The organism is Sphingomonas sp., from assembly GCF_036731925.1.
GTDB lineage: Bacteria > Pseudomonadota > Alphaproteobacteria > Sphingomonadales > Sphingomonadaceae > Sphingomonas.
In genome coordinates this window covers 1,691,450-1,717,184 of the sequence record NZ_DAINDJ010000001.1, presented here as the reverse complement: position 1 = coordinate 1,717,184, position 25,735 = coordinate 1,691,450, and the positions used below count along the sequence as shown (strand labels likewise).

General features: G+C 67.2%; 19 protein-coding genes. 10 read left to right on the top strand and 9 right to left on the bottom strand.

Annotation, left to right across the window (positions count from 1 at the left end):
- Positions 1 to 7 precede the first annotated feature (7 nt).
- Entirely contained in the window at positions 8 to 874 is an 867-nt protein-coding gene (locus V7E00_RS08395) for an alpha/beta fold hydrolase (protein WP_333572166.1), read from the top strand.
- Positions 875 to 1,027: 153 nt separating this feature from the next.
- Here V7E00_RS08395 and V7E00_RS08390 read toward each other — a convergent pair whose 3' ends face one another.
- The gene (locus V7E00_RS08390; protein ID WP_333572165.1) at positions 1,028 to 3,265 is read right to left on the bottom strand and encodes a TonB-dependent receptor; all 2,238 of its coding nucleotides are present in this window, start codon (positions 3,263 to 3,265) and stop codon (positions 1,028 to 1,030) included.
- A 196-nt stretch (positions 3,266 to 3,461) separates the two neighbouring features.
- Here V7E00_RS08390 and V7E00_RS08385 point away from each other — a divergent pair, with 196 nt between their 5' ends.
- The gene (locus V7E00_RS08385; protein ID WP_333572164.1) at positions 3,462 to 4,595 is read left to right on the top strand and encodes a glycosyltransferase; all 1,134 of its coding nucleotides are present in this window, start codon (positions 3,462 to 3,464) and stop codon (positions 4,593 to 4,595) included.
- An 80-nt stretch (positions 4,596 to 4,675) separates the two neighbouring features.
- Positions 4,676 to 6,079, top strand: coding sequence for an NAD(P)H-dependent flavin oxidoreductase (locus V7E00_RS08380; protein WP_333572163.1), 1,404 nt, complete (start codon positions 4,676 to 4,678; stop codon positions 6,077 to 6,079).
- 130 nt (positions 6,080 to 6,209) lie between these two features.
- Here V7E00_RS08380 and V7E00_RS08375 read toward each other — a convergent pair whose 3' ends face one another.
- Positions 6,210 to 7,208 carry a 2-hydroxyacid dehydrogenase gene (locus V7E00_RS08375; RefSeq protein ID WP_333572162.1) on the bottom strand — a complete coding sequence of 333 codons (999 nt, stop codon included), beginning with the start codon at positions 7,206 to 7,208 and terminating at the stop codon, positions 6,210 to 6,212.
- A gap of 73 nt (positions 7,209 to 7,281) precedes the next feature.
- On the opposite strand from V7E00_RS08375, the gene V7E00_RS08370 reads away from it, so the two are divergent.
- Entirely contained in the window at positions 7,282 to 7,764 is a 483-nt protein-coding gene (locus V7E00_RS08370) for an SH3 domain-containing protein (RefSeq protein WP_333572161.1), read from the top strand.
- A 192-nt stretch (positions 7,765 to 7,956) separates the two neighbouring features.
- On the opposite strand, the gene V7E00_RS08365 is transcribed toward V7E00_RS08370, so the two are convergent.
- Positions 7,957 to 9,144, bottom strand: a complete 1,188-nt coding sequence (locus V7E00_RS08365) for an acetyl-CoA C-acyltransferase (RefSeq protein ID WP_333572160.1) — start codon at positions 9,142 to 9,144, stop codon at positions 7,957 to 7,959.
- Between the two features lie 134 nt (positions 9,145 to 9,278).
- Between V7E00_RS08365 and V7E00_RS08360 the strand changes: the two genes are divergently transcribed.
- The 6 genes from V7E00_RS08360 (at position 9,279) to V7E00_RS08335 (ending at position 20,935) form a co-directional block, all read left to right on the top strand.
- Positions 9,279 to 10,124 (top strand): prepilin peptidase, encoded by an 846-nt coding sequence (locus V7E00_RS08360; RefSeq protein WP_333572159.1) that lies wholly within the window; start codon positions 9,279 to 9,281, stop codon positions 10,122 to 10,124.
- Between the two features lie 204 nt (positions 10,125 to 10,328).
- The gene (locus V7E00_RS08355) at positions 10,329 to 10,775 is read left to right on the top strand and encodes a MarR family winged helix-turn-helix transcriptional regulator (protein WP_333572158.1); all 447 of its coding nucleotides are present in this window, start codon (positions 10,329 to 10,331) and stop codon (positions 10,773 to 10,775) included.
- Between the two features lie 74 nt (positions 10,776 to 10,849).
- Positions 10,850 to 12,889, top strand: coding sequence for a malate synthase G (locus tag V7E00_RS08350; protein ID WP_333572157.1), 2,040 nt, complete (start codon positions 10,850 to 10,852; stop codon positions 12,887 to 12,889).
- A 103-nt stretch (positions 12,890 to 12,992) separates the two neighbouring features.
- A complete protein-coding gene (locus tag V7E00_RS08345; RefSeq protein ID WP_333572156.1) occupies positions 12,993 to 15,197 on the top strand; it encodes an autotransporter assembly complex protein TamA in 2,205 nt (734 codons plus the stop codon).
- Positions 15,197 to 19,414: a translocation/assembly module TamB domain-containing protein gene (locus V7E00_RS08340; protein ID WP_333572155.1), complete on the top strand. Its 4,218-nt coding sequence runs from the start codon at positions 15,197 to 15,199 to the stop codon at positions 19,412 to 19,414. The genes V7E00_RS08345 and V7E00_RS08340 overlap by 1 nt, the downstream gene beginning before the upstream one ends.
- A 54-nt stretch (positions 19,415 to 19,468) precedes the next feature.
- Complete coding sequence (locus V7E00_RS08335) at positions 19,469 to 20,935, top strand: flavin-containing monooxygenase (RefSeq protein WP_333572154.1); 1,467 nt, start codon at positions 19,469 to 19,471, stop codon at positions 20,933 to 20,935.
- Here the strand turns inward: V7E00_RS08335 and V7E00_RS08330 are convergent.
- The 6 genes from V7E00_RS08330 to V7E00_RS08305 are packed head-to-tail and all read right to left on the bottom strand — an operon-like array spanning position 20,932 to position 25,703.
- On the bottom strand, positions 20,932 to 22,149 hold the full coding sequence (locus tag V7E00_RS08330; RefSeq protein WP_333572153.1) for a flavin monoamine oxidase family protein: 1,218 nt from the start codon (positions 22,147 to 22,149) through the stop codon (positions 20,932 to 20,934). The genes V7E00_RS08335 and V7E00_RS08330 overlap by 4 nt on opposite strands.
- 17 nt (positions 22,150 to 22,166) lie before the next feature.
- Positions 22,167 to 22,616 carry a MaoC family dehydratase gene (locus V7E00_RS08325; protein WP_333572152.1) on the bottom strand — a complete coding sequence of 150 codons (450 nt, stop codon included), beginning with the start codon at positions 22,614 to 22,616 and terminating at the stop codon, positions 22,167 to 22,169.
- Complete coding sequence (locus tag V7E00_RS08320; RefSeq protein WP_333572151.1) at positions 22,617 to 23,081, bottom strand: GNAT family N-acetyltransferase; 465 nt, start codon at positions 23,079 to 23,081, stop codon at positions 22,617 to 22,619.
- Complete coding sequence (locus V7E00_RS08315; protein WP_333572150.1) at positions 23,078 to 24,952, bottom strand: acetyl/propionyl/methylcrotonyl-CoA carboxylase subunit alpha; 1,875 nt, start codon at positions 24,950 to 24,952, stop codon at positions 23,078 to 23,080. The genes V7E00_RS08320 and V7E00_RS08315 overlap by 4 nt, the downstream gene beginning before the upstream one ends.
- Entirely contained in the window at positions 24,949 to 25,260 is a 312-nt protein-coding gene (locus V7E00_RS08310; RefSeq protein ID WP_333572149.1) for a DUF3088 family protein, read from the bottom strand. Before V7E00_RS08310 ends, V7E00_RS08315 begins: the two co-directional genes overlap by 4 nt.
- The gene (locus V7E00_RS08305; RefSeq protein WP_333572148.1) at positions 25,257 to 25,703 is read right to left on the bottom strand and encodes a nuclear transport factor 2 family protein; all 447 of its coding nucleotides are present in this window, start codon (positions 25,701 to 25,703) and stop codon (positions 25,257 to 25,259) included. Before V7E00_RS08305 ends, V7E00_RS08310 begins: the two co-directional genes overlap by 4 nt.
- Positions 25,704 to 25,735 lie beyond the last annotated feature (32 nt).

Sequence of the window (25,735 nt, the reverse complement as noted above, 5' to 3'; positions counted from 1 at the left end):
GGGCGTGATGGATGCTCGGCGCAACTACTCCGATGGCGTTTGGTGGTCGAAAGACGGCCTGCGGCTGCATTATCGCGACTATCCGGGGCGGGAAGACCGGCCGCCGCTGCTCTGTTTCCCGGGCCTCACCCGAAACGCGCGCGACTTCGCCGGCCTGGCCGAACGCTTCTCGGGCGAATGGCGCGTCTTGTGTGTCGAGTTCCGCGGACGCGGCGAGAGCGCCTATGCCAAGGATCCGATGAGCTATGTCCCGCTCGTTTACCTGCAGGACGTCGAGGCGCTGCTCGCCGAACTGAAGATCGAGAAGTTCGTCGCGGTTGGCACCTCGCTCGGCGGCATCGTGACGATGCTGCTTGCGGCGACGGACGGCGGCAAGCTGGCCGGTGCGGTGCTGAACGACGTGGGGCCGGAGCTGAACCCGGCGGGCCTGGCGCGGATTCGCACGTACGTCGGCAAGCAGGTCTGGTACCCGACCTGGATGCACGCGGCGCGGGGCGTGGCCGAGGCGAATGCGGACGTGTATCCCGATTACAGGATCGAGGACTGGCTGGCGATGGCCAAGCGGCTGCACCGGGTGAACAGCCAGGGCCGCATCGTGCTCGACTATGACATGAAGATCGCCGAACCCTTCCGCGTGCCGGGCAACGAGGCAGGGCCCGACATGTGGCCGACGATCGACGCGCTCGCGGGCCTGCCGCTGCTGGTGGTGCGGGGCGAGCGGTCGGACATTCTGCGCGCGGAAACGGCGGAGAAGATGGTCGCGCGGGTGCCGGGCGCAGAGCTGGTGACAGTGGAGCGGGTGGGGCACGCGCCTACGCTCGACGAACCAGCGGCGGTAGCAGGCATCGAACGGCTGCTGGCGAAGGTGGCGTAAACACCCTCCGCGCACCGGCGATCGAGATGGCGCGCACCGCGCCGCGCAGGGGGACCTGGAGGATGCCTGCGGCGACGTCGAGGTGCCTGTTGACGCGCGATGATGTGGGCCCGTCACCGCATGTGCGTCCATGCGGTGACGGTGCCCTTTCGATCAGAAGCGGAAGGCCACGCCCGCGCCGATCACCCGCGGCTCGTTCACGAAAGCCGTCAGGTTGTTGAAGTCGATCGCGCCGATGACGTTCGAACGATCGGTCACGTTGCGAGCGAAGACGAACGCGTCCGTCTTGTCGGACGGCGAGCGCCAGCCGAAGCGAACCCCGCCTTCATAGTTCGTGCCGACGTGGAATTCGGTCGCGTCGTACAGGAACAGGTTGAAGTCCGCCTGGCCGACCCAGTCGGTCTGGGCATAGAGCTTGCTGCCGTTGCCGAGCGCGTGGGTATAGGACGCGCTGAGATTGAACAGCCAGCGGGGCGCCTGCGGGAACGGGTTCCCGTTGATCGCCGCGCGGCGCTTGCCGTCGACCAGCACGATCGCGTCCCGCACCGTGCAGGCTGCGCCGCACGGCGCCACCAGCAGCGAAGCATCGGCGATGCGCGTGAAGTTGTACGAGACGCCGCCGTTGAACTGCAGGCCCGGCAGCGGGTTCGCGGTCGCTTCGAACTCGATGCCGCGCCCCTTGCCGCGCCGCGCGTTGATCAGCTGGTTGAAGTTGCCCTGGCCGCCGATCGCAGTGAACTGCGGATCCTCGATCTCGTAGAGATAGCCGGTCAGGTTGGCGGTGAAGCGGCGGTCCCCGGTCGCGGCCTTGATGCCCGCTTCATAGGACGTGATTGTCTCCGAATTCGCCGTCGTCAGCACGTTCGAGGTCGCGATGCGGCCCTGGATCGACGGGCCGCGATAGCCGCGTGCCACACGGGCGAACAGGCTCGCCTGCGGGCTGAGGCGATAGAGCGCGCTTGCGTCCCAGCTGGGCTGCCCATCGCGGACCGAGCGCGTGTCGATGAAATAAGCGCCCTTCGTCCGCTCGGCGACCAGATCGCGCTTGTCGCGCGTCCAGCGCGCGCCGCCGGTAAGGCGGAGGCGGTCGGTAACATCGTAGCGCAGCTGGCCGAACACCGACCAGCTGTCGCTGGTCTGGTCGAGGGTCGAGATGATCGTCGGGTCGATGCCGCCGGTGCCGTTCCAGGTGGCCGAGACCAGGTTGAAGCTCTCGTGCCAGTAGAAGGCGCCGACCTGCCATCCGAACCGGCCTTCGCCGTTGCTGGCCAGCCGCAGCTCATAGGTCTGCTGGTCGAGGTCGCTGGAGAGTGTGCCCGTTTCCGAATTGAACGGGATCGTGCCGCTGCCGGGGGTGGTGCCCAGCACGCCGCCGTCGATGTCGCCCCGGCCGGAGCTGCCGCCCTGGTAGGCAGAGACGATGCCGGTCAGCGTCGCGCCGCCCAGATCATAGTCGATGTGCAGCGCCTCGGACTTGGTGTGCTGCGTCTGCGGGTTGTTGCGTCCGCCGTCATAATAGACCCGCGTCCGATCATAGCGATCGTTCAGCTTGTTCGAGCCCGTGGTCAGCACATTGGCGCGATTCAGCGTGCCGGTACCGCGATAGTCGCGCGCCTGCAGCGTCAGCAGGACGGACAGGCGGTCATCCGGCTTCCACTGCGCATGGATGCGGCCGGCCAGATCGTCGAACCCGCCCAGATCGTGGCCGGCGCGATTGAAGCTGGTGTTGGTGTACCCGTTGTCGACCCAGTTGTTGCGGTGGTTGGCAAGGCCGGCGAAGCGGAACGACAGGGTGCTGCTTGCAGGGATCGTCACACCCATTTCACCACGAATCGTGCCAAGTTCACCCACGGTGACTTCGGCGCGGCCCTCCGCGGTGTTGCCGGGACGGCGCGTATCCATCTTCAGGACGCCCGCCGGCGTGTTGCGGCCGAACAGCGTGCCTTGGGGTCCCTTCAGCACTTCAACCGAATCCAGGTCGAACAGCGGGAAGCCCTTCAGGTAGACGTTCTCCAGCACCACGTCGTCCAGTACCACCGATACGGGCTGCGATGCGTTGAAGTCGAAATCCACGTTGCCGAGCCCGCGAATGTAGAGGCGCGGTGCGTAGCGGCCGTTCGAGCTCTCGACATACAGGCTCGGCACCCGTCCTGCGAGCGACAGGATGTCCGCGCCGCCACTGGCGATCGCACTGACCTTGGTGCCGTCGAGCACCGAGACGGCAATCGGCACGTCCCGGATGTTTTCCGGCCGGCGTTGCGCAGTGACGACGATTTCGGAGGATTGTGCCTCCGATGCCATGTCCTGCGGCGTCGCCTCCTGCGCGCATGCCGGCGTGGCGCCGGCAAGCAGGACCGGCAGACCAGCCAGCAGGTACGTCTTCGTTTTCATGATGTTGCCCCTTATACTCAACCCTGGGGCGCGGTCCCTCGACGTTAGGATGTGTGGCCGCGACGTTCCCCAAGTCAGCGCGCGCGTAAGCCCAATTTATGACATTTCCGAAACAACCGCAGATTTTGGTCATAATCCGCTGCTTCGCATCCTAACGGATGACGGCGCCGCAAACCGCCGCTAAACCCCGGCGCCCATGTCGATCCACATCCTTCATCTTCATTCGACCTTCGCGCTCGGCGGCAAGGAAGCGCGGGCGGTGCAGCTGATGAACGCGTTCGGGGACCGCGCGCGGCACACCATCGTCTCGGCGATGCCCGACCAGCTTGGCGCCCGCGAGGCGATCGACAGGCACATCAAGTATGAGATCGCGCTCGATCCGCCGCCGCTTACCGGCAAGCCCTCGGTCAAGCGCTATGAGCAGATTGCCCGGTTCATGCGGCGCTTCGATCTGGTGCTCACCTATAATTGGGGGGCGATCGACGGCGTGATGGCCGCGCGCGTGTTCGGCAAGGGGCTGCCGCCGATCATTCACCATGAGGACGGGTTCAATGCCGACGAGGCGGAGAAGCTGAGCACCGTCCGCAACATGTACCGCCGCATGGCGCTGCCCGCCGCCAACGCGCTGGTCGTGCCCTCGGAAAAGCTCGAACAGGTCGCGACCAGGTTCTGGAAGCAACCGCCCGAGCGGCTGGTGCGCATCGCCAACGGCGTTCCGACCGCACGCTATACTGGGCAGCTCGACCCCAAGTTGCTGCCGATGCTGGAGAAGCGCCGCAAGGGCGAGGTGTTCATCGGCTGCCTCGCGGGGCTGCGACCGGTGAAGGACCTGCCGATGCTGGTCCGCGCCGTCGCCGGCATGAGCTCGCGCTTCAAGCTGGTGATCCTCGGCGAGGGGCCGGAGCGTCAGGCGATCCTGGATCAGGCCGAGGCGACGGCGGTGGAGGACCAGGTCTTCCTGCCCGGCTTCGTCGCCAACCCGCATCGCTATCTGGGCTTGTTCGACTTGTTCGCGCTGTCGTCCAGGAGCGAGCAGGCACCGGTATCGGTGCTGGAGGCGATGGCGGCAGGGCTGCCGATCGTCGCCCCGCAGGTAGGGGATATTGCGGCAATGGTTTCCGAGCCTAATCGCCGGTATCTGTCCGCGGACCGGACCGAAGTATCGTTGCGGGACCGGCTCGACATCCTCGCCCAGCACCCTGAGGAACGGAAGCGTGTGGGCGAGGCGAACCGGCTGCGTGTTGCGGCGTTGTATGACGAGGCGGAGATGGTTGCAGCCTATGCGCGGCTCTATGCGCAGGCGATGGGACGGCCCGGCGCGCTGGGCTGAGAACCCGATCGCTACTATTTGTTACTCGCTTGTTGCGGCCGTTCCGGCTAGCGTCGCGCGGCAATTTTTGTGGAGGCAATGTGTTCAAGGGTCTTTCGCCCATCAGCTATAACGGCCGTGAAGTCTGGCCGCTGGTCGAGGGTGGGAAGGGCGTCGCAGCGACCAACCATGCAAGCGCGGGGGCCTGGGCGGCCGCCGGCGGCATCGGCACGGTCAGCGCGGTCAACGCCGACAGCTATGATGCGGATGGCAAGATCATCCCGCAGATCTACCGTGCCCTCACGCGCCGCGAGCGCCATGAAGAGCTGATCCAGTACGCCATCGAAGGCGCCGTGGAGCAGGTGAAGCGGGCGTTCGAGATCGCCGGCGGCAAGGGCGCGATCAACATCAACGTGCTCTGGGAAATGGGCGGGGCGCAGCGCGTCCTCCAGGGCGTGCTGGAACGGACCAAGGGCATGGTGGCCGGCGTCACCTGCGGCGCGGGCATGCCCTACAAGCTCAGCGAGATCGCGGCGCACCATGAGGTGAGCTACCTGCCGATCGTCAGCTCCGGCCGCGCCTTCCGCGCGCTGTGGAAGCGGGCCTATTCTAAGGCGCAGGAATGGCTGGCGGCGGTGGTCTATGAGGATCCCTGGCTTGCCGGCGGCCATAACGGCCTGTCCAATGCCGAGGATCCCCGCGCGCCGCAGGATCCCTATCCGCGCGTCAAGGCGCTGCGCGACGTGATGCGCGAAGGCGGGCTGCCGGACAGCGTGCCGATCGTGATGGCCGGCGGCGTCTGGTATCTGCGCGACTGGAACGACTGGATCGACAATCCGGAACTGGGGGCGATCGCCTTCCAGTTCGGCACCCGTCCGCTGCTCACGCGGGAAAGCCCGATCCCCGATGGCTGGAAGGCTAAGCTGATGGAAATCGAAGAAGGCGATGTGCTGCTGCACCGCTTCTCGCCCACCGGCTTCTATTCCAGCGCCGTGCGCAACCCGTTCCTGCGCCATCTCGAAGCGCGCAGCGAGCGCCAGATTCCCTATTCGACCGAAGCGGCGGGGGACCACACCTTCCAGCTCGACGTGGGTGTGAAGGGCAAGAATTTCTGGGTGACCCGCAACGACCTGCTGCGCGCGCGCGAATGGTTCGGCCTGGGCTTCACCAGCGCGCTCAAGACGCCGGACAACACCCTGGTGTTCGTGACCCCCGAGGACCAGCAGGTCATCCGCAAGGACCAGGCCGACTGCATGGGCTGCCTCAGCCAGTGCCAGTTCTCGTCCTGGGCGGATACCGAGACCAACTCGACTGGCCGCCTGGCCGACCCGCGCAGCTTCTGCATCCAGAAGACGCTGCAGGACATCGCCCATGGCGGCGATACCGACCAGAACCTGATGTTCGCCGGCCACGCCGCGTACAACTTCAAGCGCGATCCCTTCTATTCGAACGGGTTCGTGCCGACCGTGAAGCAGCTGGTGGACCGGATCCTGACCGGGGATTGATGGACACTTCTTAGCCCCTCCTCCTTGGAGGAGGGGTTGGGGGTGGAGGGATTCCAGAACGCCTGTCGGTCTCTGCGAGACACTGCCCCACCCCAACCGCTCCCCTGAAGGGGAGGGGCTTATGTGACTTTTACAGCCACCCCTCGAACACCTGATCCGGCGGGCGATGCCCGTCCGCCCAGCTGCGGATATTGGCGATGACCTTCAAGCCCATCGCCTCGCGCGCCTCGAACGTCGCCGAGCCGAGGTGCGGCAGCAGCACCACATTTTCCAGCGCCATCAGCCGAGGATCGACCTTCGGTTCGTCGACATAGACGTCGAGACCCGCGCCGGCGATGCGGCGTTCCTGGAGCGCTGCCACCAGCGCATCGGGATCGACGATCTCGCCGCGCGCGGTGTTGACCAGCCAGGCGTCGGGTCCAAGCAGGTCGAGCCGCCGCGCATCGATCAGGCCGCTGGTCGTGGCAGTGTGCGGCGTATGGATGGTCAGGATGTCGATTGCCTCCAGCATCGCATCGAGACTGTCATGGAAGGTGGCGCCCAGCTGGTGCTCGAGCACCTCATGCACCCGGTGCCGCCCGTGATAATGGATCTGCAGCCCGAAGGCACGCGCCCGCTGCGCCACCGCCTGGCCGATCCGGCCCATGCCGAGGATGCCGAGCCCGCGTCCGCCGATGCGGTGGCCGCGCATGCTGGTGGGGCTCCAGCCGCGCCATGCGCCCGAGCGGACCAGCTTGTCGCCCTCCACCAGTCGCCGCGGCACCGCCAGGATCAGCGCCATTGCCATGTCGGCGGTATCGTCGGTCAGTACGCCCGGCGTGTTGGTGACGACGATGCCCCGGGCGCGCGCCGCCTTCAGATCGATGTGCCCGACCCCCGCGCCGTAATTGGCGATCAGCCGCAACCGATCGGGCGCGCCCGCGATCAGCTCGGCAGTGATGCGATCGGTCACGGTGGGCACCAGCACGTCCGCATCGGCTATCGCGGCTGCCAGCGCGGCAGCGTCCATCGGGCTGTCGTCGGCATTGGGGACCGATTCGAACAGCTGGTCCATCCGCGCCTCGCTGGCTTGCGGCAGCGCGCGGGTGAGGATCACCCGGGGGCGGGACGGTCGCTTGGGATCGGCCATGGCAAAGGATTGACCGGTGCGGACCGCGCAGTCAACGGTTGAAGCGCGCGGCCGGCTGGTCGATAGACGGCCCATGCAGCATCGGCGTCTCTCGATCGGTATCACCGCCCTGGCGCTTGTCGCCCTCGCAACGCCTGCACAGGCAGAGCGCAAGCCGCCTTATTATGCCTCGCTGAAGGCAAGCAAGGCGCGGATGCGTACCGGCCCCGGACGCAATTACCCCACCAACTGGTTCTACCAGCGGCGCGGACTGCCGGTGAAGGTGCTCGCCAGCTACGGCGCCTGGGTGAAGGTGCGCGATCCGGACGGCGCGGAAGGCTGGATGCAGGCCAACCTGCTCGACGACAAGCGCACCGCCATCGTCGCGGGCGGCGTGGCGGAGCTGCACAGCAGCCCCGCGGGCGATTCGCACATCAGCTGGCGCGCCGCGCCGGGCGTGGTCGGCAAGATCAGCGCGTGCACCGCCGGGTGGTGCTGGTTCGATGCGGGCGGGCGCGCGGGCTATGTCGAGCAGGCGCGAATCTGGGGGACGGACCCGGGCGAGACGGTGCGGTAGCGTTCAACATCAAGCCCCTCCTCCTTGGAGGAGGGGTTGGGAGTGGAGGGATTCCAGAACGCCTGTTGGTCTCGGTGAGACACTGCCCCACCCCAAACCCCGCATCAGGTGAACAGCGTCCCACGCTGTTCAGGCGCTGCCGGGGGCAGCGCCGACCTGATGCGCCTGAAGGGGAGGGGCTTTAGAAGAAACTCAATCCATCAGCTCCACCGCAACCGCGGTCGCTTCGCCGCCGCCGATGCACAGCGAGGCAAGGCCGCGTTTCTGGCCCTTGCTCTCCAGCGCCGAGAGCAGGGTCGCCAGCACCCGCGCGCCGCTCGCGCCGATAGGGTGGCCAAGCGCGCAGGCGCCGCCATGCACGTTCACAGCGTCGTGGCTGAGGCCGAGTTCCTGCATTGCGATCATCGTCACGCAGGCGAACGCCTCGTTGACCTCGAACAGGTCGATGTCGCCGGTTTCCCAACCCGCCTTCTCCAGCGCCTTGCGCATCGCGAACACGGGCGCCGTGGTGAATCGCGCCGGCGCATGGGCGTGCGCGGCGTGGCTGACGATCCGCGCGATCGGCGTCAGCCCCAGCTTCTCCGCCACCGATGCGCGCGCGAGCACCAGCGCCGCCGCACCGTCCGAGATCGACGAGGCATTGGCTGCGGTGATCGTGCCGTCCTTGGCGAAGGCGGGCTTGAGCGTGGGGATCTTGGACGGATCGGCCTTGGTCGGCTGCTCGTCGAGCGCCACCGTCACCACGCCCTTGCGGCCCTGCAGCTCGACGGGAACGATCTCGCGATCGAACGCGCCGCTGGTCTGCGCCGCCTTGGCGCGTTCGAGGCTGGCGATGGCGAAGGCGTCCTGCGCCTCGCGGGTGAACTGATATTCCTTCGCCGTCTCCTCGGCGAAGCTGCCCATCAGCCGGCCGGGCTCATAGGCGTCTTCCAGCCCGTCGAGGAACATATGGTCCTTGAGCACATCGTGACCGATCCGCGCGCCGCTGCGATGGCGCATCGACAGATAGGGCGCGTTGGTCATGCTCTCCATGCCGCCGGCGATCAGCAGGTCGGCCGAGCCGGCGGCGAGCGCCTCGGCGGCCATGATCGTCGCCTGCATGCCCGATCCGCACATCTTGTTGATTGTCGTCGCTTCGATGTGCTGCGGCAGCCCGGCCTTGAGCGCGGCCTGGCGGGCCGGGGCCTGGCCCAGACCGGCGGGGAGCACGCAGCCCATGTAGATGCGCTCGATCGCCTCGCCCTTCAGGCCTGCCCGCTCCACCGCGGCGCCGACGGCGGTAGCGCCCAGATCGGTGGCGGATGCATCGGTAAGGCTGCCCTGGAAGCTCCCCATCGGCGTGCGGGCATAGGACAGGATCACGACGGGATCGGTGGACATACAGGCTCCTCTCGGATGTTTGCCGGTGATCTAGGGGCTCGGCGATCGGTTTGCAAAAGCTTGCGCGCTCCCGCACTAGAGCGCCGTGCGTAAACCTTCTAGACATCCTGAAACGGAGCGCCGCCGCCAGCGGCATGGCCGTATCCGTCGATTTCGGCCGGCGCGTGACACCGTTTGACCTTTGGGGCTGGGCCGTCCTGCTTGGCCTGCTGGGCGCGGTGTTCGGCAGCTTCATCGCGACGATCGCGGTCCGCTGGCCCGAAGGGCGGAGTGTCGCTCGCGGCCGATCGGCCTGCGATGCGTGCGGCGAAACGCTGACACCGGTGGAGCTGGTGCCGGTACTGAGCTTCCTGATCCTGCGCGGCCGCTGCCGCCATTGCCGCGCAACCATCTCGCCCAGCCATTGGGTGATCGAGGTCGCTGGGCTGGCGATCGGCGCGGTGGCGGGACTGGTTGCGCCGGGCCTCGAAGGTATTGCGGGCGCGGTGTTCGGCTGGCTGCTGCTGGCGCTGGCGGCGCTGGACCTCGCGGCATTCTGGCTGCCCAACGTGCTCAATGCGGCATTGGCGGCGGCGGGGCTGGGGGCCGGCGCCCTTGGTCTGGCCCCGTCGCTGCTCGATCGGATGATCGGCGGTGTGGCAGGTTTCGCCGTTCTGTGGCTGGTCGCGCGGGGGTACAAGGCATTGCGCGGGCGGCAGGGGCTTGGGGGCGGGGACCCCAAGCTTTTCGGCGCGATCGGATGCTGGCTGGGTTGGCAGAACCTGCCACTGCTACTGCTCGCAGCCAGCCTGATCGGCCTGGCAGCGGTGTTGGGGATGATGAGCGTGGGGCGCCGGGTACGCGCGACGGATCGACTACCCTTCGGGGTGATGCTGGCAGCCGGGGCCTGGGCGCTATGGGTCGGCGCGCAGCTTTTTCCGCCTCCCATCGCGGATGGCCAGGTGGTGGCGATATGGCAGCAGGTGCCGATCGCCCATTGAGCCGGCGCTGAAAACGCGCCAAAAAAAAGACCGCCCCGGAGGACGGCCTTTGAAAGTCTTAGGAGAGGATGCCTGAAAGGCCCGATCTTTCTGCACCGCACGGGGATCTGCTGCAAGTGCGAACTGTTACCGGTATCATTGCAAAAAATGCAACCTGCCAGCGTTGTCATATGCGTCAAGGTTAATCGGATCTGAGGGGGATAGATGACCGCGTTGAAATTGAACGACTTTTTGCCGTATCGCATGTCAATTGCATCCAATGCGGTTTCGGACGCGGTTGCCAGTGCATATCGAACCTTGTTCGGCTTGCGCATCCCCGAATGGCGCTTGGTGGCGGTGCTGGCGGAAGGTGGGGCGATGAGCCAGCAGGCGCTGTGCGGCCGGACACGGATGGACAAGGTGACGGTGAGTCGCGCTGCGATCGGCCTCGTCGAGCGCGGACTCATCGCGCGCGCGGCCAATCCGATCGACCAGCGTTCGCATCTGGTCGCACTGACGCCCGAAGGCTGGCAGTTGTACGAGCAGGTGGCCCCCAAGGCCCTGGAGCTGGAGCGGCGCCTGTTCGCGAGCTTCTCTGATGCGGAGAAGGAACAGCTGGCTGCGATGCTGGAACGGATCGAGGCGGCGGCTACGGCTTTCGACGGGGGTTGATCGCAGCGTGCGCCCTCGCGTAAGCAGGCGAGGCCCTCCCCAGGCGTGTAGCGAAGAACCGCAAGGAGGACTCCGTGACTGACTATGCCGATCGCGCCGGGCTGCAGGTCGCCACAACGCTGGTGCATTTCGTCGAAGAGGCGGTGCTGCCGCCGCTCGGCATGGATCCCGGCGCCTTCTGGTCCGGTGCCGCCGCGATCTTCGCGGAATGCGCGCCCATCAACCGTGCGTTGCTGGCGAAACGGGACGCACTGCAGGCGGCCATCGACGCCCGGCTGCAGAATGGAGAAGCGGCTGACGAGACCTTCCTGCGCGAGATCGGGTATCTCGTTCCCGAGCCCACGCCCTTCACCATCGCTACTGAGCATGTCGATCCGGAGATCGCCACGCTTGCCGGGCCGCAGCTGGTGGTGCCGGCGCTGAACGCCCGCTTTGTGCTCAATGCCGCCAACGCGCGGTGGGGGAGCCTCTACGATGCGCTGTACGGCACCGATGCCATACCGGGGCCGACCGGCTCGGAGGGCTATGACGCCAAACGAGGGGCGCAGGTGATCGCCTGGGCACGCGACTTTCTCGCGCGCGTCCTGCCTGGCGCGAGGGAGATCGGAAGCACGGCGGAGGGCACCCGACATACGGTGTATTATCGCGGTGCCAATGGCCTGCACTTCGCCGTGGTGCGCGATCCCGGCAATCCGATCGGCCGGGACGATCCCGAGCATATCGCCGACGTGCTGCTCGAATCGGCGCTGACGGCGATCGTGGATCTGGAGGACTCGGTCGCGGCTGTCGACGCCGAGGACAAGCTGCTCGGCTATGCCAACTGGCTCGGGCTGATGCGCGGCGATCTGTCGGAGACCTTCGAAAAGAACGGACGCAGCCTCGTGCGGACGCTGGCGCCCGACCGGACGTTGGCGGACGGCACGACGCTGCCTGGGCGCGCGGTGCTGCTCGTCCGCAATGTCGGCCACCTGATGACGACACCGGCGGTGCTGTTGCCGGATGGCAGCGAGGCGCCCGAGGGCATTCTCGACGCGATCGTCACCGGCGCGATCGGGCTGCACGACCTGCGGGGCCTGGGGCGTTTCCGAAACAGCCGCGCGGGTTCAATCTACGTCGTGAAGCCGAAGATGCACGGGCCGGAGGAATGCGCCTTCGCTGATCGGCTGTACGGCGCGGTGGAGGCAGTGCTTGGTCTTGCGCCCAACACGATCAAGATCGGTTTGATGGACGAGGAGCGGCGGACCTCCGCCAACCTCGCCGCCTGCATCCATGCGCTGAAGGACCGGCTGTTCTTCATCAACACCGGCTTCCTCGATCGCACCGGCGACGAGATCCACACCAGCATGCGCGCCGGCGCGATGGTGCCCAAAAGCGAGATGAAGGCCGCGCGCTGGATTGCCGCCTATGAGGCGCGCAATGTCCGCATCGGGCTCGATTGCGGGCTGGCCGGGCGGGCGCAGATCGGCAAGGGGATGTGGGCCGCACCCGACCGCATGGCAGACATGCTTGCGCAGAAGGTCGCGCATCCGAAGAGCGGTGCCACGACCGCCTGGGTGCCGAGCCCGACGGCGGCGACGTTGCACGCCACCCATTACCACCAGGTCGACGTCGCCGCTTGCCAGCGCGCGCTGCCCGCCGAAGTTCTCCCGCTCGCCGATCTGCTGACGGTGCCGCTCGCCGGTGGCCGAAACTGGAGCGCGGACGAGGTCGCGCATGAGCTCGACAATAACGCGCAGGGCATCCTGGGCTATGTCGTGCGCTGGGTCGATCAGGGGATCGGCTGTTCCAAGGTCCCGGACATCCACGATGTCGGGCTGATGGAAGACCGCGCAACGCTGCGCATTTCCTCGCAGCACATCGCCAACTGGCTGTTGCACGGCGTCGCCACGCCGGAACAGGTGGATGCGGCGCTTCGGCGCATGGCGTTGAAGGTGGACGCGCAGAACACGCAGGACCCGTTCTATCAGCCCTTGGCCGGTGGGGAAGCGAAGAGCCTTGCGTTCCAGGCCGCGCGCGCGCTGATCTTCGAGGGGCTCGACCAGCCCAACGGCTATACCGAGCCGCTCCTCCACCGCTTCCGTGCGCGTGTAAAAGCGCTCGAACCTTGCGTTTGATCGCACGCATTGCTTGGAGCGACGTATCAGGGGAGCAAAATCCGCAGCAGACCGTTACGGAAGCGGGAGGGCCGGAAGATATCGCGGCTCCCGAAGGAGGCGCGTGGGTAAAGGGGTTCGGGTGGTTTGGGTCGCCGCGCTGGCGGGGGCGGGCTTCGTGCCTGCGCTTGCGCATGCCCAGTTGAACGATCCAAAGCCGGGGCAGGGTGCGCCTCAATCTGCCTCCCCGTCGCTCGACCAGCCCGCTGGAACGGCAACGCAGCAGGCCGTTCCGATCATCCCCGACAAGGCGTTCGAGGACGCGCTTCCCAAACTGAGCGACGACATCAACGCGCCGCTGGAGCCGCTCGGTGGCTTCCAGAAGCCTGCACAGCTGCCCGCCGCCCCAACGGCGCCCACTGCCCCGGTCGCCGCCGCGCCCGCCGGGACACAGTCGCAGGTGCCGCCGATCGCAGACGAGCAGGGCTTCGCGCCGGCAGGACCGGAGGCGGCGGAGATGCTCGCCCCGCTGCCGCCGCTTGCCGCATTCAAGGTGGAGCCGGTCGCCGACACCGCCGAGGACGACGACAAGGCGCCCTCCATCCGCTACACTACCGAACTGGTCGGCCTGGATGCGTTGCGGCTGGACGACGAGTTCCGCAGCCTCTCGGCGCTTCAGCATGGCAAGGGCAAGGCGGCCAACGCGGCGATGGTCTCGGCGCGGGCTCGCGAGGACGAAAAGCTGGCGCTGCGGCTGATGAAGTCGCTCGGCTACTATGATGCAACGGCGTCCTCCTCCATCGCGCAGAACCCGCCAAATTCCGGCAATCTCCGCGCGACGATCACCGCGTCGCCGGGCAAGCTTTACCGACTTGGCAGCGTGCGGATCGACAGCGACCCGACGGTGCCGGCGGGCCTGCTGGACCGCGAACTCAACCTGAACCCCGGAGATCCGATCCAGGCCGATCGCGTGCTCGGCGCCGAGGCCAATGTGTCGCTGCGCATGCCGCAGCAGGGCTATCCATTCATCGAGCTCGGCCAGCGTGACGTCGTCCTCGACGATGCGACGCAAACCGGAGACTATACGCTGCCCGTCACGCTCGGGCCGCGGGCCAGCTTCGGCCAGATCCAGACGGCCGGCCAGCGCCAGGTCTTCACGCCGGAGCACATCAACATTTTCCGGCGGTACCGCGAGGGGCAGGTCTATGACAGCCGCAAGGTGGACGACCTGCGCCAGGCGCTGATTGCTACCGGCCTCTTCTCCACTGTCTCGGTCGAGCCGCAGCGCACCGGCAAGGCCGGCCCGGATGGGACCGAGCAGGTCGATCTGCTGGTGCGGCAGGTGGCGGGCAAGGCGCGTACGCTGGCGGGCGAACTGGGGTACAGCACCGGCCAGGGGATCAAGGCGCAGGCGAGCTGGGCGCACCGCAACCTGTTCCCGCCCGAAGGCGCACTGACCGTCAGCAGCATCCTCGGCACGCAGGAACAGGCGCTGACCACGACCTTCCGCCGCTCCAATGCCGGCAAGCGCGACCGCACCTTCCTGATCACCGCGTCGCTCAACCACCAGGATTATGACGCGTTCGAGGCGTTCACCAGCACGCTGTCCGCGCGCATTTCGCGCGATTCGACGCCGATCTGGCAGAAGCGGTGGACCTATTATTACGGTGCCGAACTCGTCGGCTCGAACGAAGACCGATATAACTACAGCCTCGGCAAGCGCGATCGGGGCACCTGGCTGATCGCGGCGATCCCGACCTTCCTCGGCTACGACACGTCCGACGACCTGCTGAACCCGACGCGCGGCTATCGCATCAAGGGCAATCTCAGCGCCGAAACCTCGGTTCGCGGATCGGTGCGGCCCTATGCGCGGATGATGCTGGAGGTGGACGGCTATTACCCGGTCACCAGCAGCATCGTGATCGCCGGCCGGGCGCGGGTCGGATCGATCAGCGGCGTGGCGCGGGACGAACTGCCGCCCTCGCGCCGTTATTATGGGGGCGGTGGCGGATCGGTCCGCGGCTTCGGCTACCAGGAGCTGGGGCCGCGTTCGCCGGACGACAAGCCGGTGGGCGGGCGCGCCTTCAACGAGTTCGGGATCGAAGCGCGCTACCGCTTCGGCAATTACGGCATCGTGCCGTTCCTGGACGCCGGCCAGGTTTATGAGGGCACGACGCCCACGGGCCGCAACCTGCGCTTCGGCGCGGGCATCGGCGGCCGGCTCTACACCAATTTCGGCCCGCTGCGCATCGACGTCGCGACGCCGATCGCGCGCAAGAAGAACGAGTCTAAAATCGCGCTCTACATCTCGATCGGACAGGCATTCTGATGGCGGACGACATGCCTGAAACCGAGACCGTCACCGTGGTACGTGCCGGCAGACCGCTATGGATCAAGATCGTTGGCTGGATCGCGGTCGGGCTGGTCTCGATCGCGGCGCTGGCCGGGCTGGCCGTGCTGGGGCTGGATACCCAGCCGGGGCGGCGGCTGATCGTCGATCAGCTGGCGCGCCTTAAGCTCGAGTCCGGCCTCGGCTTCCGCATCGGGCGGATCGATGGTTCGATTTATGGGGGCATGATCCTCCGCGACGTGCGGGTGAGCGATACCAAGGGCGTGTTCGCCACCGCACAGGAAATTCGGCTCGACTGGCGGCCGCTGTCCTACCTCAAGAACCGGATCGACATCCGCAACCTCGAAAGCCCCGAGGTCCGGCTGGCGCGACTGCCCGAGCTGAAGCCGTCCGGTGATCCGAACGCGCCGCTGCTCCCGGACCTCAACATCGACGTCGCACGCCTCAACGTTGCCCGGATCGATATCGCGCCGGCGGTGGACGGCCAGCGCCACATCGCGCGGCTGAGCGGATCGGCGCATCTTTCGGACGGACGCGCGCAGCTTCTAGCCGACGCCGGCACCGTCGCGGCGCGCGGCGTGGCCGGCGGCGACCGGGTGACCCTCAAGCTCGACGCGGTGCCGCAGGCGAACCGCCTGGACATCGATCTTCGCCTGAATGCGCCCAAGGGCGGACTCGTCGCCGGTCTCGCCAAGCTGCAGGCGCCGCTGGTGGCAACGGTACAGGGCGCGGGCGACTGGAAGCATTGGGCCGGCAAGGGCATCGCCACGCTCGGCGGTGGGAGCCTCGCCGATCTCGACGTGACGGCAGACAATGGCCGTTTCCAGATCCGCGGAATGACGCATCCCGGGCTGTACCTGCAGGGTCCGGTCGAGCGGTTGACCGCCCCCGGGCTCCGCATCGACACCGACTTCCGCTGGGCGGACCGCAAGGCAGAGGGCGTAATCAAGCTCAAGTCCGATGCGCTCTCGGCCCAGGCGCAGGGGCTGGTCGATCTCGGCAACAACCAGTTCCACGGTGTGCATGTCGATGCGCTGCTGCTGAAGCCAGGCACGATCGCGCCGAAGCTGGTCGGCCGCTCGGTGCGCGCCTCGCTCGCGCTGGAGGGCGCCTTCGCGACGCCGATGGTCGACTACAAGCTCTCCGCCGGCGCGATCGGCTTCGGCGAGACGGTAGTCGAGCAGCTTTATGCCGAGGGCCGCGCACGCGTGGACTCGGATCGCATCCTGGTGCCCGTGCGCGCCAAGGCTGCGCGGGTTTCGGGGCTGAACGCGGCCGCCGGCGGTCTCGTCACCAATGTGACGGTGAACGGCGATCTGGCCATCTCGGGCAGCCGCATCCTCTCGGACAATCTCCGGCTGAAGTCGGACAAGATCGATGCGACCGCAATCGTCGCGGCCGACATGGCCAAGGGCCGCTACACGGGCGCGCTCAAGGGGCGCATCAACGACTATACCATCGCGGGCGTCGGCGTGGTCGACCTCAACACCGATGCCGAACTCTACACGGCGCCCGGCGGGGGCTGGGGCATTCGCGGAAAGGTCGCCGGCCGCACCCGAAAGCTGTTCAACGAAGGCGTCCGCAATTTCCTGGGCGGCAACACCGTCGCCTCGGCGCGGCTGAACCTCGATCCGAAGGGCGTGATCGGCATAGCCGATGTGCGCGTGCGCGCGCCGCAGTTCCGCGTGCTGCGCGGGCAGGGAACCTATGATCCCGCCGGACCGATCCGGATCACCGCCGATGCAGTTTCCGATCGATATGGTCCGCTAAGCGCGCGGGTGACCGGCACGCTCAATGCGCCGCAGCTGCTGCTGCGCGCCGAGAAGCCGGGCCTCGGCGTAGGACTGGCGAAGGTAGAGGCAAAGGTGGTCGGGCGCGGCGATGCCTATGCGGTGACCGCCACTGGCGACAGCAATTACGGGCCGTTCAACGCCGATGTGCTGGTCCGCACCGGCAAGGCGCTGGCCATCCAGGTCAACGCGGCGCGGTTCGCGGGCATGGATATTGCCGGGCAGCTCCAGGCCACCGCCGCCGGGCCGTTCGCCGGCCAGCTCAGCTTCCGTGGCTCGGGGATCGACGGCATCGCCACGCTCGGCGCCGAGGGCAAGTTCCAGCGCGCCGATGTCCGTGCGACCGCCGACAATGCGGCCATTCCGGGCGTTGCCGAGCTTAGCATCGGCCGGGCCATCGCCAATGCGAGCATCGTGCTTGCCGAGCAGCCCCAGATCGTCGCCGACGTTCAGATCGCCAATCTCAAGCGTGGCGAATTCCTGCTGCGAACCGCCCGCGCCAAGCTCGACTATCGCGGCGGCATCGGCACCGTGCAGGCGGTGGCGAGCGGGTCCTCGGGGGTAGCGTTCGACGTCGCGCTCAACGGCCGCATGACACCGGCGCTGTGGACGGCTGCGCTGCAAGGGCAGGCGAGCGGGGTGAAGTTCCGTACGCCGCAGGCGGCGCGGATCGCGATCGACAAGGGCGTCTACCGCCTCCTGCCGACGCAGATCGATTTCGACCAGGGCAGCGTGCGGCTGGCCGGGCGCTACGGCGACGGCACCGTCCTGCAGGCGCGGCTGGACAAGCTCGACCTTGCCATCACCAACGCGTTCGTGCCCGATCTCGGCATCGGCGGCGCCGCCACGGGCAGCCTCGACTTTGCCCAGACCTCGCCGGACGCCTTCCCCAGCGCCGATCTGCGGCTCGAGGTGGATAACCTCACCCGCTCCAGCCTCGCGCGCGTGTCGACCCCGGTGCATATCAGCATGGTCGGCAAGCTGCTCCCCGACGGCGGCGACCTGCGCGCGCTGATCCGCCGGGGTGATGCCACGATCGGCCGGGTGGTCACTACCTTGCGCCCGCTGGGGCCCGGCGCCGGCAGCTGGACCGAGCGGCTGATGGCGGCACCGCTTTCGGGCGGCATTCGCTACAACGGACCCGCCGCGCTCCCGTTCGCCTTCACGGGGCTGCCCAACCAGCAGCTTACCGGCGCGATCGGCATGGCGGCGGACTTCACCGGCCGCGTCGATCGTCCGCTGCTCAACGGCGTCGTCCGTGCCGACAACCTGACCTATGACAATGAGGGCACCGGCACCCGGCTGAACAACCTGAAGATCGACGGCCAGTTCTCCAACGATGCCTTCGTGCTCAACCAGGCGAGTGCGCGCGCCGGCGACGGCAGCGTCACCGCCAGCGGCAGGGTCGGCCTGTCTTCGGCAGACGGCTTCCCGATGGCGATCAACGTGAAGCTGGACAATGCCCGGCTCGCGCGGAGCGAAGCGCTGGGGGCGACGGCGAGCGGTACGCTCACCATCACCAAGAGCGCCAGCGTCCAGCGGATCGAGGGACAGATCAACATCCCCGAGGCGAACTACCAGATCATCCGCCAGGGCGCGGCCGAAATCCCGGAGCTGACCGGCGTGCGGCGCAAGGGCGATCTGGACCCGAACCAGCAGGCGCAGGCGAAGAAGCCGGCGCGTGCGTTCGGCAACTTCGATCTCGCCATCCGCGTGCGGGCGGACAATCGCCTGATGGTGAGCGGCATGGGCCTCGAATCCGAATGGCAGGCCAACATCACCATCGGCGGCACCACGCTGGCCCCGCAGATTCGCGGAACGATGGAAGTCGTGCGCGGCACCTACAGCTTCGCCAGCCGCCGGTTCGATCTGACCAAGGGCATCATCAGCTTCCAGGGGGCGGAGCTGACCAACCCGACGATCGACATCTCGGCGAACACGACGGCGGAGGGTGTAACGGCGATCCTCAACATCACCGGTACGGCCCAGAAGCCGCAGATCGCCTTCACCTCCAACCCCGCACTCCCGCAGGACGAGGTGCTGTCGCGGCTGTTCTTCGGCACCAACGTGACCAACCTCTCGGCCACGGAGGCGATCCAGCTGGCGGCCGCGCTCAATTCGCTGCGGGCGACGGGTGGCGGGCTCAATCCGCTCGGTCAGCTGAAATCGGCGACGGGCATCGACCGCCTTCGGGTGCTGGGCGCTGATGATACGACCGGACGCGGTACGTCGCTGGCGGCGGGCAAGTACATCACGAACAATATCTATATCGAGATCATCACCGATGCCCGCGGCTTCACCGCGACGCAGCTGGAAGTCTCGCTATCGCGGGCGCTGAGCGTGCTTTCGCAGACCAGTTCGTTCGGCGGATCGGGCGCGACCTTGCGCTACTCGCGGGATTATTGAGGTGGCGCGCGCTCCATAGTCGTGCAACCATGCCTCCCGGAGAGGCAAAAGAAGATGCGCGAACATTTCGACGTTCTCGTTGTGGGCGCGGGGCTGTCGGGGATTGGTGCAGGCTATCACCTGCAGACGAACTGCCCCGGGCGCACCTATGCGATCCTTGAAGGCCGCGAGCGGATGGGCGGAACCTGGGACCTGTTCCGCTATCCCGGCATCCGGTCCGATTCCGACATGTACACGCTGGGGTTCTCGTTCCGCCCCTGGACGGAGGCGAAGGCGATCGCGGACGGCGACGCCATCCTGCGCTATCTGGAAGACACCGCACGGGAATTCGGGATCGATCGTCACATTCGCTATCGGCACAAGGTGGTGGCCGCCGCCTGGTCGAGCAGCGAAGCCCTATGGACCGTGACGGTGGAAGCCGCCGGCCGCACGCGACAGTTCAGCTGCAGCTTCCTGTTCCTGTGTGCGGGCTATTACAATTACGAGCGCGGCCATCTGCCGGACTTCCCCGGCCGCGCGGATTTCCACGGCCGCATCGTCCATCCGCAATTCTGGACGCCCGACATCGATTATGCCGGGAAGCGCGTGGTGGTGATCGGCAGCGGCGCTACGGCGGTGACGCTGGTGCCGGAGCTTGCCAGGCAGGCCGCGCACGTGACGATGCTGCAGCGATCGCCGACCTATATCGTCGCACGCCCGTCGCAGGACGGCATCGCCAATTGGCTTCGCAGGTACCTTCCCGCCAAGGCCGCCTATGCGCTCACGCGATGGAAGAACGTGCTGATCGGCCAGTATTTCTACGCGCTGGCTCGCAAGCACCCCGCCAGGGCCAAGGCGCGGCTGGTCGAGATGGTCCGGTGCGAGCTGGGCCATGACTATGACGTCGCGACGCACTTCACACCGCGCTACGACCCCTGGGACCAGCGGCTCTGCCTGGTGCCCGATGCCGATCTGTTCGCAGCGGTTCGCGAGGGCCGGGCAGAGGTGGTCACCGATCGGATCGAGCGGTTTACGCCTGCCGGCCTCAGGCTCGAATCCGGCCGTGAACTGGATGCCGATCTGGTCGTCACGGCGACGGGACTGGAGGTGCAGCTGATGGGCGGCGTGCCGGTAACGGTGGACGGCCAGCTTGTCGATTGGGCGCAGCGGCTCACCTACAAGGGCATGATGTTTTCCGGTGTGCCGAATTTCGCGATCGCCTTCGGCTATACCAATGCCAGCTGGACGCTGAAGGCCGACCTGACCGCCGCCTATGTCACCCGGTTGCTGTGCGCGATGGCGAAGCGCGGCATGCGGCAGGTGACCCCGCAGCCGGCCGCGCCCGTGGAGCCCGAACCCTTTCTGGACTTCACCTCGGGCTATGTGCAGCGTGCCCTCGGCCTTCTGCCGCGCCAGGGGCATCGCAAGCCGTGGCGCGTGCATCAGAGCTACACGCGCGACCTGCTCGCGCTCAAGTTCGGCAGCATCGACGACGAGATGGTCTTTTCCAACCCCGAACCTGCCGTGCCGCAGGCAGCCTAGCCCAGCAACGCACGGGCGGCGGCGACGCCGGTCTTGTACGCGCCGTGGACGGTCGAGAACTCGGTCGCCGAGCAGGCCTCGCCCGCAATACGGATGCGGGGATCCACGGGGTTCGCCAGCACCCGCCGCGCGGCCGCGCGGCCGGGCAGGGCGTGGCTGTAGCCGCCCCGGATGTGCGTTTCCCGGCTCCATGCCGATCCGGCGAGCAGCCGCAGGCGCCGGCGCCATTTGCCGCCGAGCAGTGCGCACAGCTCCTCGATCGCGAAATCGGCGGCACCCTGCAGGCCACGCGCCGCCATTTCCCGCGCGCCTTCGCCGCCGAACATGGCCTCGATGACCGGACGACCGAACGGCCGCAGCGTGTAGCTTGCGGTAATGGCGTTGCGCGGATCGCCGAGCAGATGAGCGTTGGCCTCGAGCTCGTCCGCGCCCTGATCGATCGCGAGGAACAGCTTGTCCGCAAGACCTAGCGGCAGGGCCGCTGCCGCGTGCAGCACCTCGTCATGGCCGTCCATCGTGATGTCGCCGCGGGCAAGGATATCGGTGGAGACGGTGACGATCGCCTGTTCGGCTTCGAGCGTGCCGCGGGGTGTCTGCAGCTTCAGCCGCGTGCCCGAACGGTCGATCTCGGTCACGGGCGTGGCGAGCGCGGTGCGCAGCCCGCTGGCCTGGGCACCCACCAGCGCGCCATAGCCGGCGGGCACACGCCAATCGGTCTCGGTCGCTGCGTCCTCATAGGCCAGGTAATCGGCGATCGAGAGCTTGGCGGTATCTACCCCGTTCACGAACCCGCTGATCGTGTCGATCCACACGCTCCACGCGCTGTTCGGCACCAGCGCCGCGCCGGCGCGATCTCCCGGTGGCGGGTCCTGGCGCAACCGGCTTTCGAACGCATCATAAGCCTTCCCGGCATCGCGTTGTTCTGCTTGAGAAAAGCCTATCTCGCGCCATTGATCCCGCCAACGCGGCAGAGTGCGATCGAGCGTGAAGCCGTGCAGCGCGGCGATTTCGACCCATGGATTATGCTCGGCCGAATGCAGCCAGCCGGCGCCCAGGTCGAGCGTCATGCCGTCGACATGCTCGGTACGGGCACGACCGCCCAGCCGGGTGTCTGCCTCTACCAGCAGCACCGCCTTGCCGGCGTCCGAAAGCGTGCGGGCCGCGCCGATACCGGCAGCACCGCCGCCGACGACGATCACGTCAAACTGTTGCATCGATGGGTAAACGCGCGTCAGGCCGAACGGCTGCGCAGCAGCGCGGATCGCAGGCATTCGCACACCAGCTCGTCGCGCTGGTTGTGCATCTGGTGTCGCCAGGTGACGATGCCCTGGCCGGGGCGCGACTTGCTGGGGCGCAGCTCCACCACTTCGGAACTGGCGCGCAGCGTATCGCCCAGGAACACGGGCTTGGGCATGGTCAGCTTGTCATAGCCGAGATTGGCGACCAGCGATCCGGCGGTGGTGTCCGCCACGGTGATGCCGATCATCAGGCTGAATGTGTAGGTGCCGTTGACGAGGATCTGCCCGAACTCGGACGCACGCGCCGCCTCGGCATCGAGGTGCAGCGGCTGGGTATTGTGGGTGAGCGTGGTGAACAGGAGATTGTCGGTCTCCGTCACCGTGCGCCGCAGCGCATGCTCGATGCGGTCACCGAGCGCCCATTCGTCAAAAAAGCGTGCCATTCAGCCTTCGTCCTGATCCAGTTTCAGCTTGAAGCCGAAATGGCTCTTGGTCCAGCCGAGCTTTTCGTAGAACCGGTGCGCATCCAGCCGATCCTGCATCGACGTGAGCTGGACCATCCGGCAGCCACGGGCGCGGCACGCTTCTACCGCCCACTCTATCATTGTGCCGCCAAGTCCTTGACCGCGAACGGAAGAGGCGATGCGTACAGCCTCGATCTGGCCGCGCCAGGCGCCGCGAAAGGCGATTCCGGGAAGGTAGCTCAACTGCATCGTGCCGATGACCTCGCCGTCCCGTTCTGCGACGATCAGCCGTTGATTGGGATCGGAATCGATGTCGGCGAACGCCATCTCGTAGCGCGGATCGAGCGGCAGGGAGGCATCCTCGCGCCCTCGGCTGAGATCGTCGTCGGCAAGCATCGCGACGATCGCGGGCAGATCGGCGAGCGTGGCGTCGCGGAAGATCACGCCGCCTTCTCCACGCGGACGAGCAGCGTGCCTTCGGTGACCTGTCCGCCTGCGGTGACCGGCAGTTCGGCAACCGTGCCGTCGAACGGCGCGGTAAGGGCATGCTCCATCTTCATCGCCTCCAGCGTGACGAGGCGCTGGCCCTTGGTGACCTGTGCGCCGGCGGTCACGTCCACCGCGGTGATGCGGCCGGGCATGGGGGCGAGCAGGGCGCCGTCGGCGGTGGTGCCCAATCCTTGAGACCGCGACGCCCAAGGCTGCACCGTGTAGGCATAGCCCTGATCAAACTTCACCACCCCTCTCTCCGAAGGGATGGCGCGCGCGGCGTTGTTCGCATCCGGGGAGAAGTCTTGCGGAAGTTCTGCTTCGACAGGTGCGTCGTCGATCAGCAGTCGTACGCCCAGATTGGGTTGCGCGTTCAAGCGAAAGCCCGAGCTGGCAAGCGTTCTCACTTTCTTGGCCGGATAGAGAAGGCATAGCGCAGCGTCGAGCGCGTCCGCGCTGAGGTCGGGCTTGGCAACCAACGCGTCCTGATCTCGCGCGATGAACCCCGTATCGATTTTTCCTGCCTGGAACGCTGGTGCGTCGAGCAGCTTCGCCAAAAACCCAGCATTGGTCCGGATTGGCCAAACATCACAGGTCGCGCACATGCCTTGCAGATCGGAGATGGTCTCCTCGCGCGTGGGCGCAGCTGCAACGAGCTTCGCAATCATCGGATCATAGAAGGGCGAGATCGCCTCCCCTTCGACGATTCCGCTCTCGATGCGGTATCCACCAACCCTGAAATGGTCCAGCCGCCCCACACTCGGCAGGAACCCCTTGGCCGGGTCCTCCGCATAAAGCCTCGCTTCCATCGCCCAGCCATGGATCGACAGCTCGTCCTGCCGCTTGGGCAGCGGTTCGCCGCTCGCCACGCGGAGCTGCCACTCCACGAGATCCTGGCCGGTGATCTCCTCCGTCACCGGGTGCTCGACCTGGAGCCGGGTGTTCATTTCCATGAACCAGATGCGGTCGGCGCGCAGGCCTTCGCTGGCGTCGGCGATGAACTCGATCGTGCCTGCGCCGACATAGTCGACCGCCTTGGCCGCGCGCACTGCCGCAGCGCAGATTTCCTCGCGCGTCTCAGCATCCATGCCGGGAGCGGGGGCTTCCTCGATCACCTTCTGGTGGCGGCGCTGGAGCGAGCAGTCGCGCTCGAACAGATGGACGACATTGCCATGGCTGTCGCCGAACACCTGCACTTCGATGTGCCTGGGGGAGAGGATGTATTTCTCCAGCAGCACCCGATCGTCGCCGAAGGAGGAGGCTGCCTCGCGCTTGCAGCTGGCGAGCGCGTCGGCGAAGTCCGCCGCGCTTTCCACCCGCCGCATCCCCTTGCCGCCGCCGCCGGCAACTGCCTTGATCAGCACCGGATAGCCGATCGCATCAGCCTCCGCCTGCAGCCGCTCCGGCGACTGGTCCTCGCCCAGATAGCCGGGGGTGACCGGCACGCCCGCCGCGATCATCCGCGCCTTGGCGGCGTCCTTGAGGCCCATGGCGCGGATGCTGTCCGGCTTTGGCCCGACCCACACCAGCCCGGCGGCGAGCACCGCCTCGGCGAAGTCTGCATTTTCCGAGAGAAAGCCATAGCCGGGATGGATCGCCTCGGCGCCAGTCGCCTTGGCCGCGGCGATGATCTTGTCGCCGACCAGATAGCTTTCGCGTGCCGGCGAGGGGCCGATATGCACGGATTCATCGGCCCGGCGAACGTGCAGCGCGTTCGCGTCGGCGTCCGAGTAGACGGCGACGGTGCGGATGCCCATCGCACGGGCGGTGCGGATGATGCGGCAGGCGATTTCGCCGCGATTGGCGATGAGCAGGGACTGGATCACGGGTGGCGCTCCGGAAAACCGTGGCGGGTGTGGAGCGCGGCCAGCACGCCCTCGATGTCGTTTGCGAAGCCGCCCTCGGCGAAGGCGAGTGCGGGCAGGTTCTGGTTTTCCGCGCCGAGCCGCTCGACCACCGCCGCGCGGGGGCGAGGCCAGGCAACGCGGACCACCTCGATGGCCTCGGCGCGCGCCGGGAAGGCGGCGAGCAGGCCCTCCACCGTGATGCAGTCCTTGCAGTAAAAGCGGCGTTCGCCGCCATAGGCGGGGTCCGCCCAGTCGGTGTCGAGGACGAACAGCGTGTCCCGGCTCATGCGGGGCACCCGGTGGTGCGCTGATTCCAACTCAGCCCGGCGATCTTCCACGTACCGGCTTCGCGGACGAGGCTCACATGGTTGGTGCCGCAATGGTGGAACTTGCCGTCCAAGCGGAAGACATATGGGGCCCAGACCATCGCAACATCGCCGTCGATCTCAACCGCGGGACTGGAGATACGCTCGTCGAAGGTCTCGGTCCCCGGTTGGAACCGGGCGAGCAGTTCCTGCCAGGGGAGGTAGCGCACGGTGGCGGGGCCAGCGGCAGCCTCGGCGACCACGGTCGCGCCACCCTCTGCGCGGAGAGTCGCGCCGATTGCGGCGGCGTCGCGCGCGTTGATCCCGGCGAGCAGCCGGTCGACCACCGCGAGTACGGCGCGTTCGTCGTTGCCGTCAGGTGGCGCAAGCGGGTTGGCCGGGGGCAGCTTGGCTGGCGCGGGCATGCTGCGGGGTGGGTCGGCCGCCGGTGGCGGGA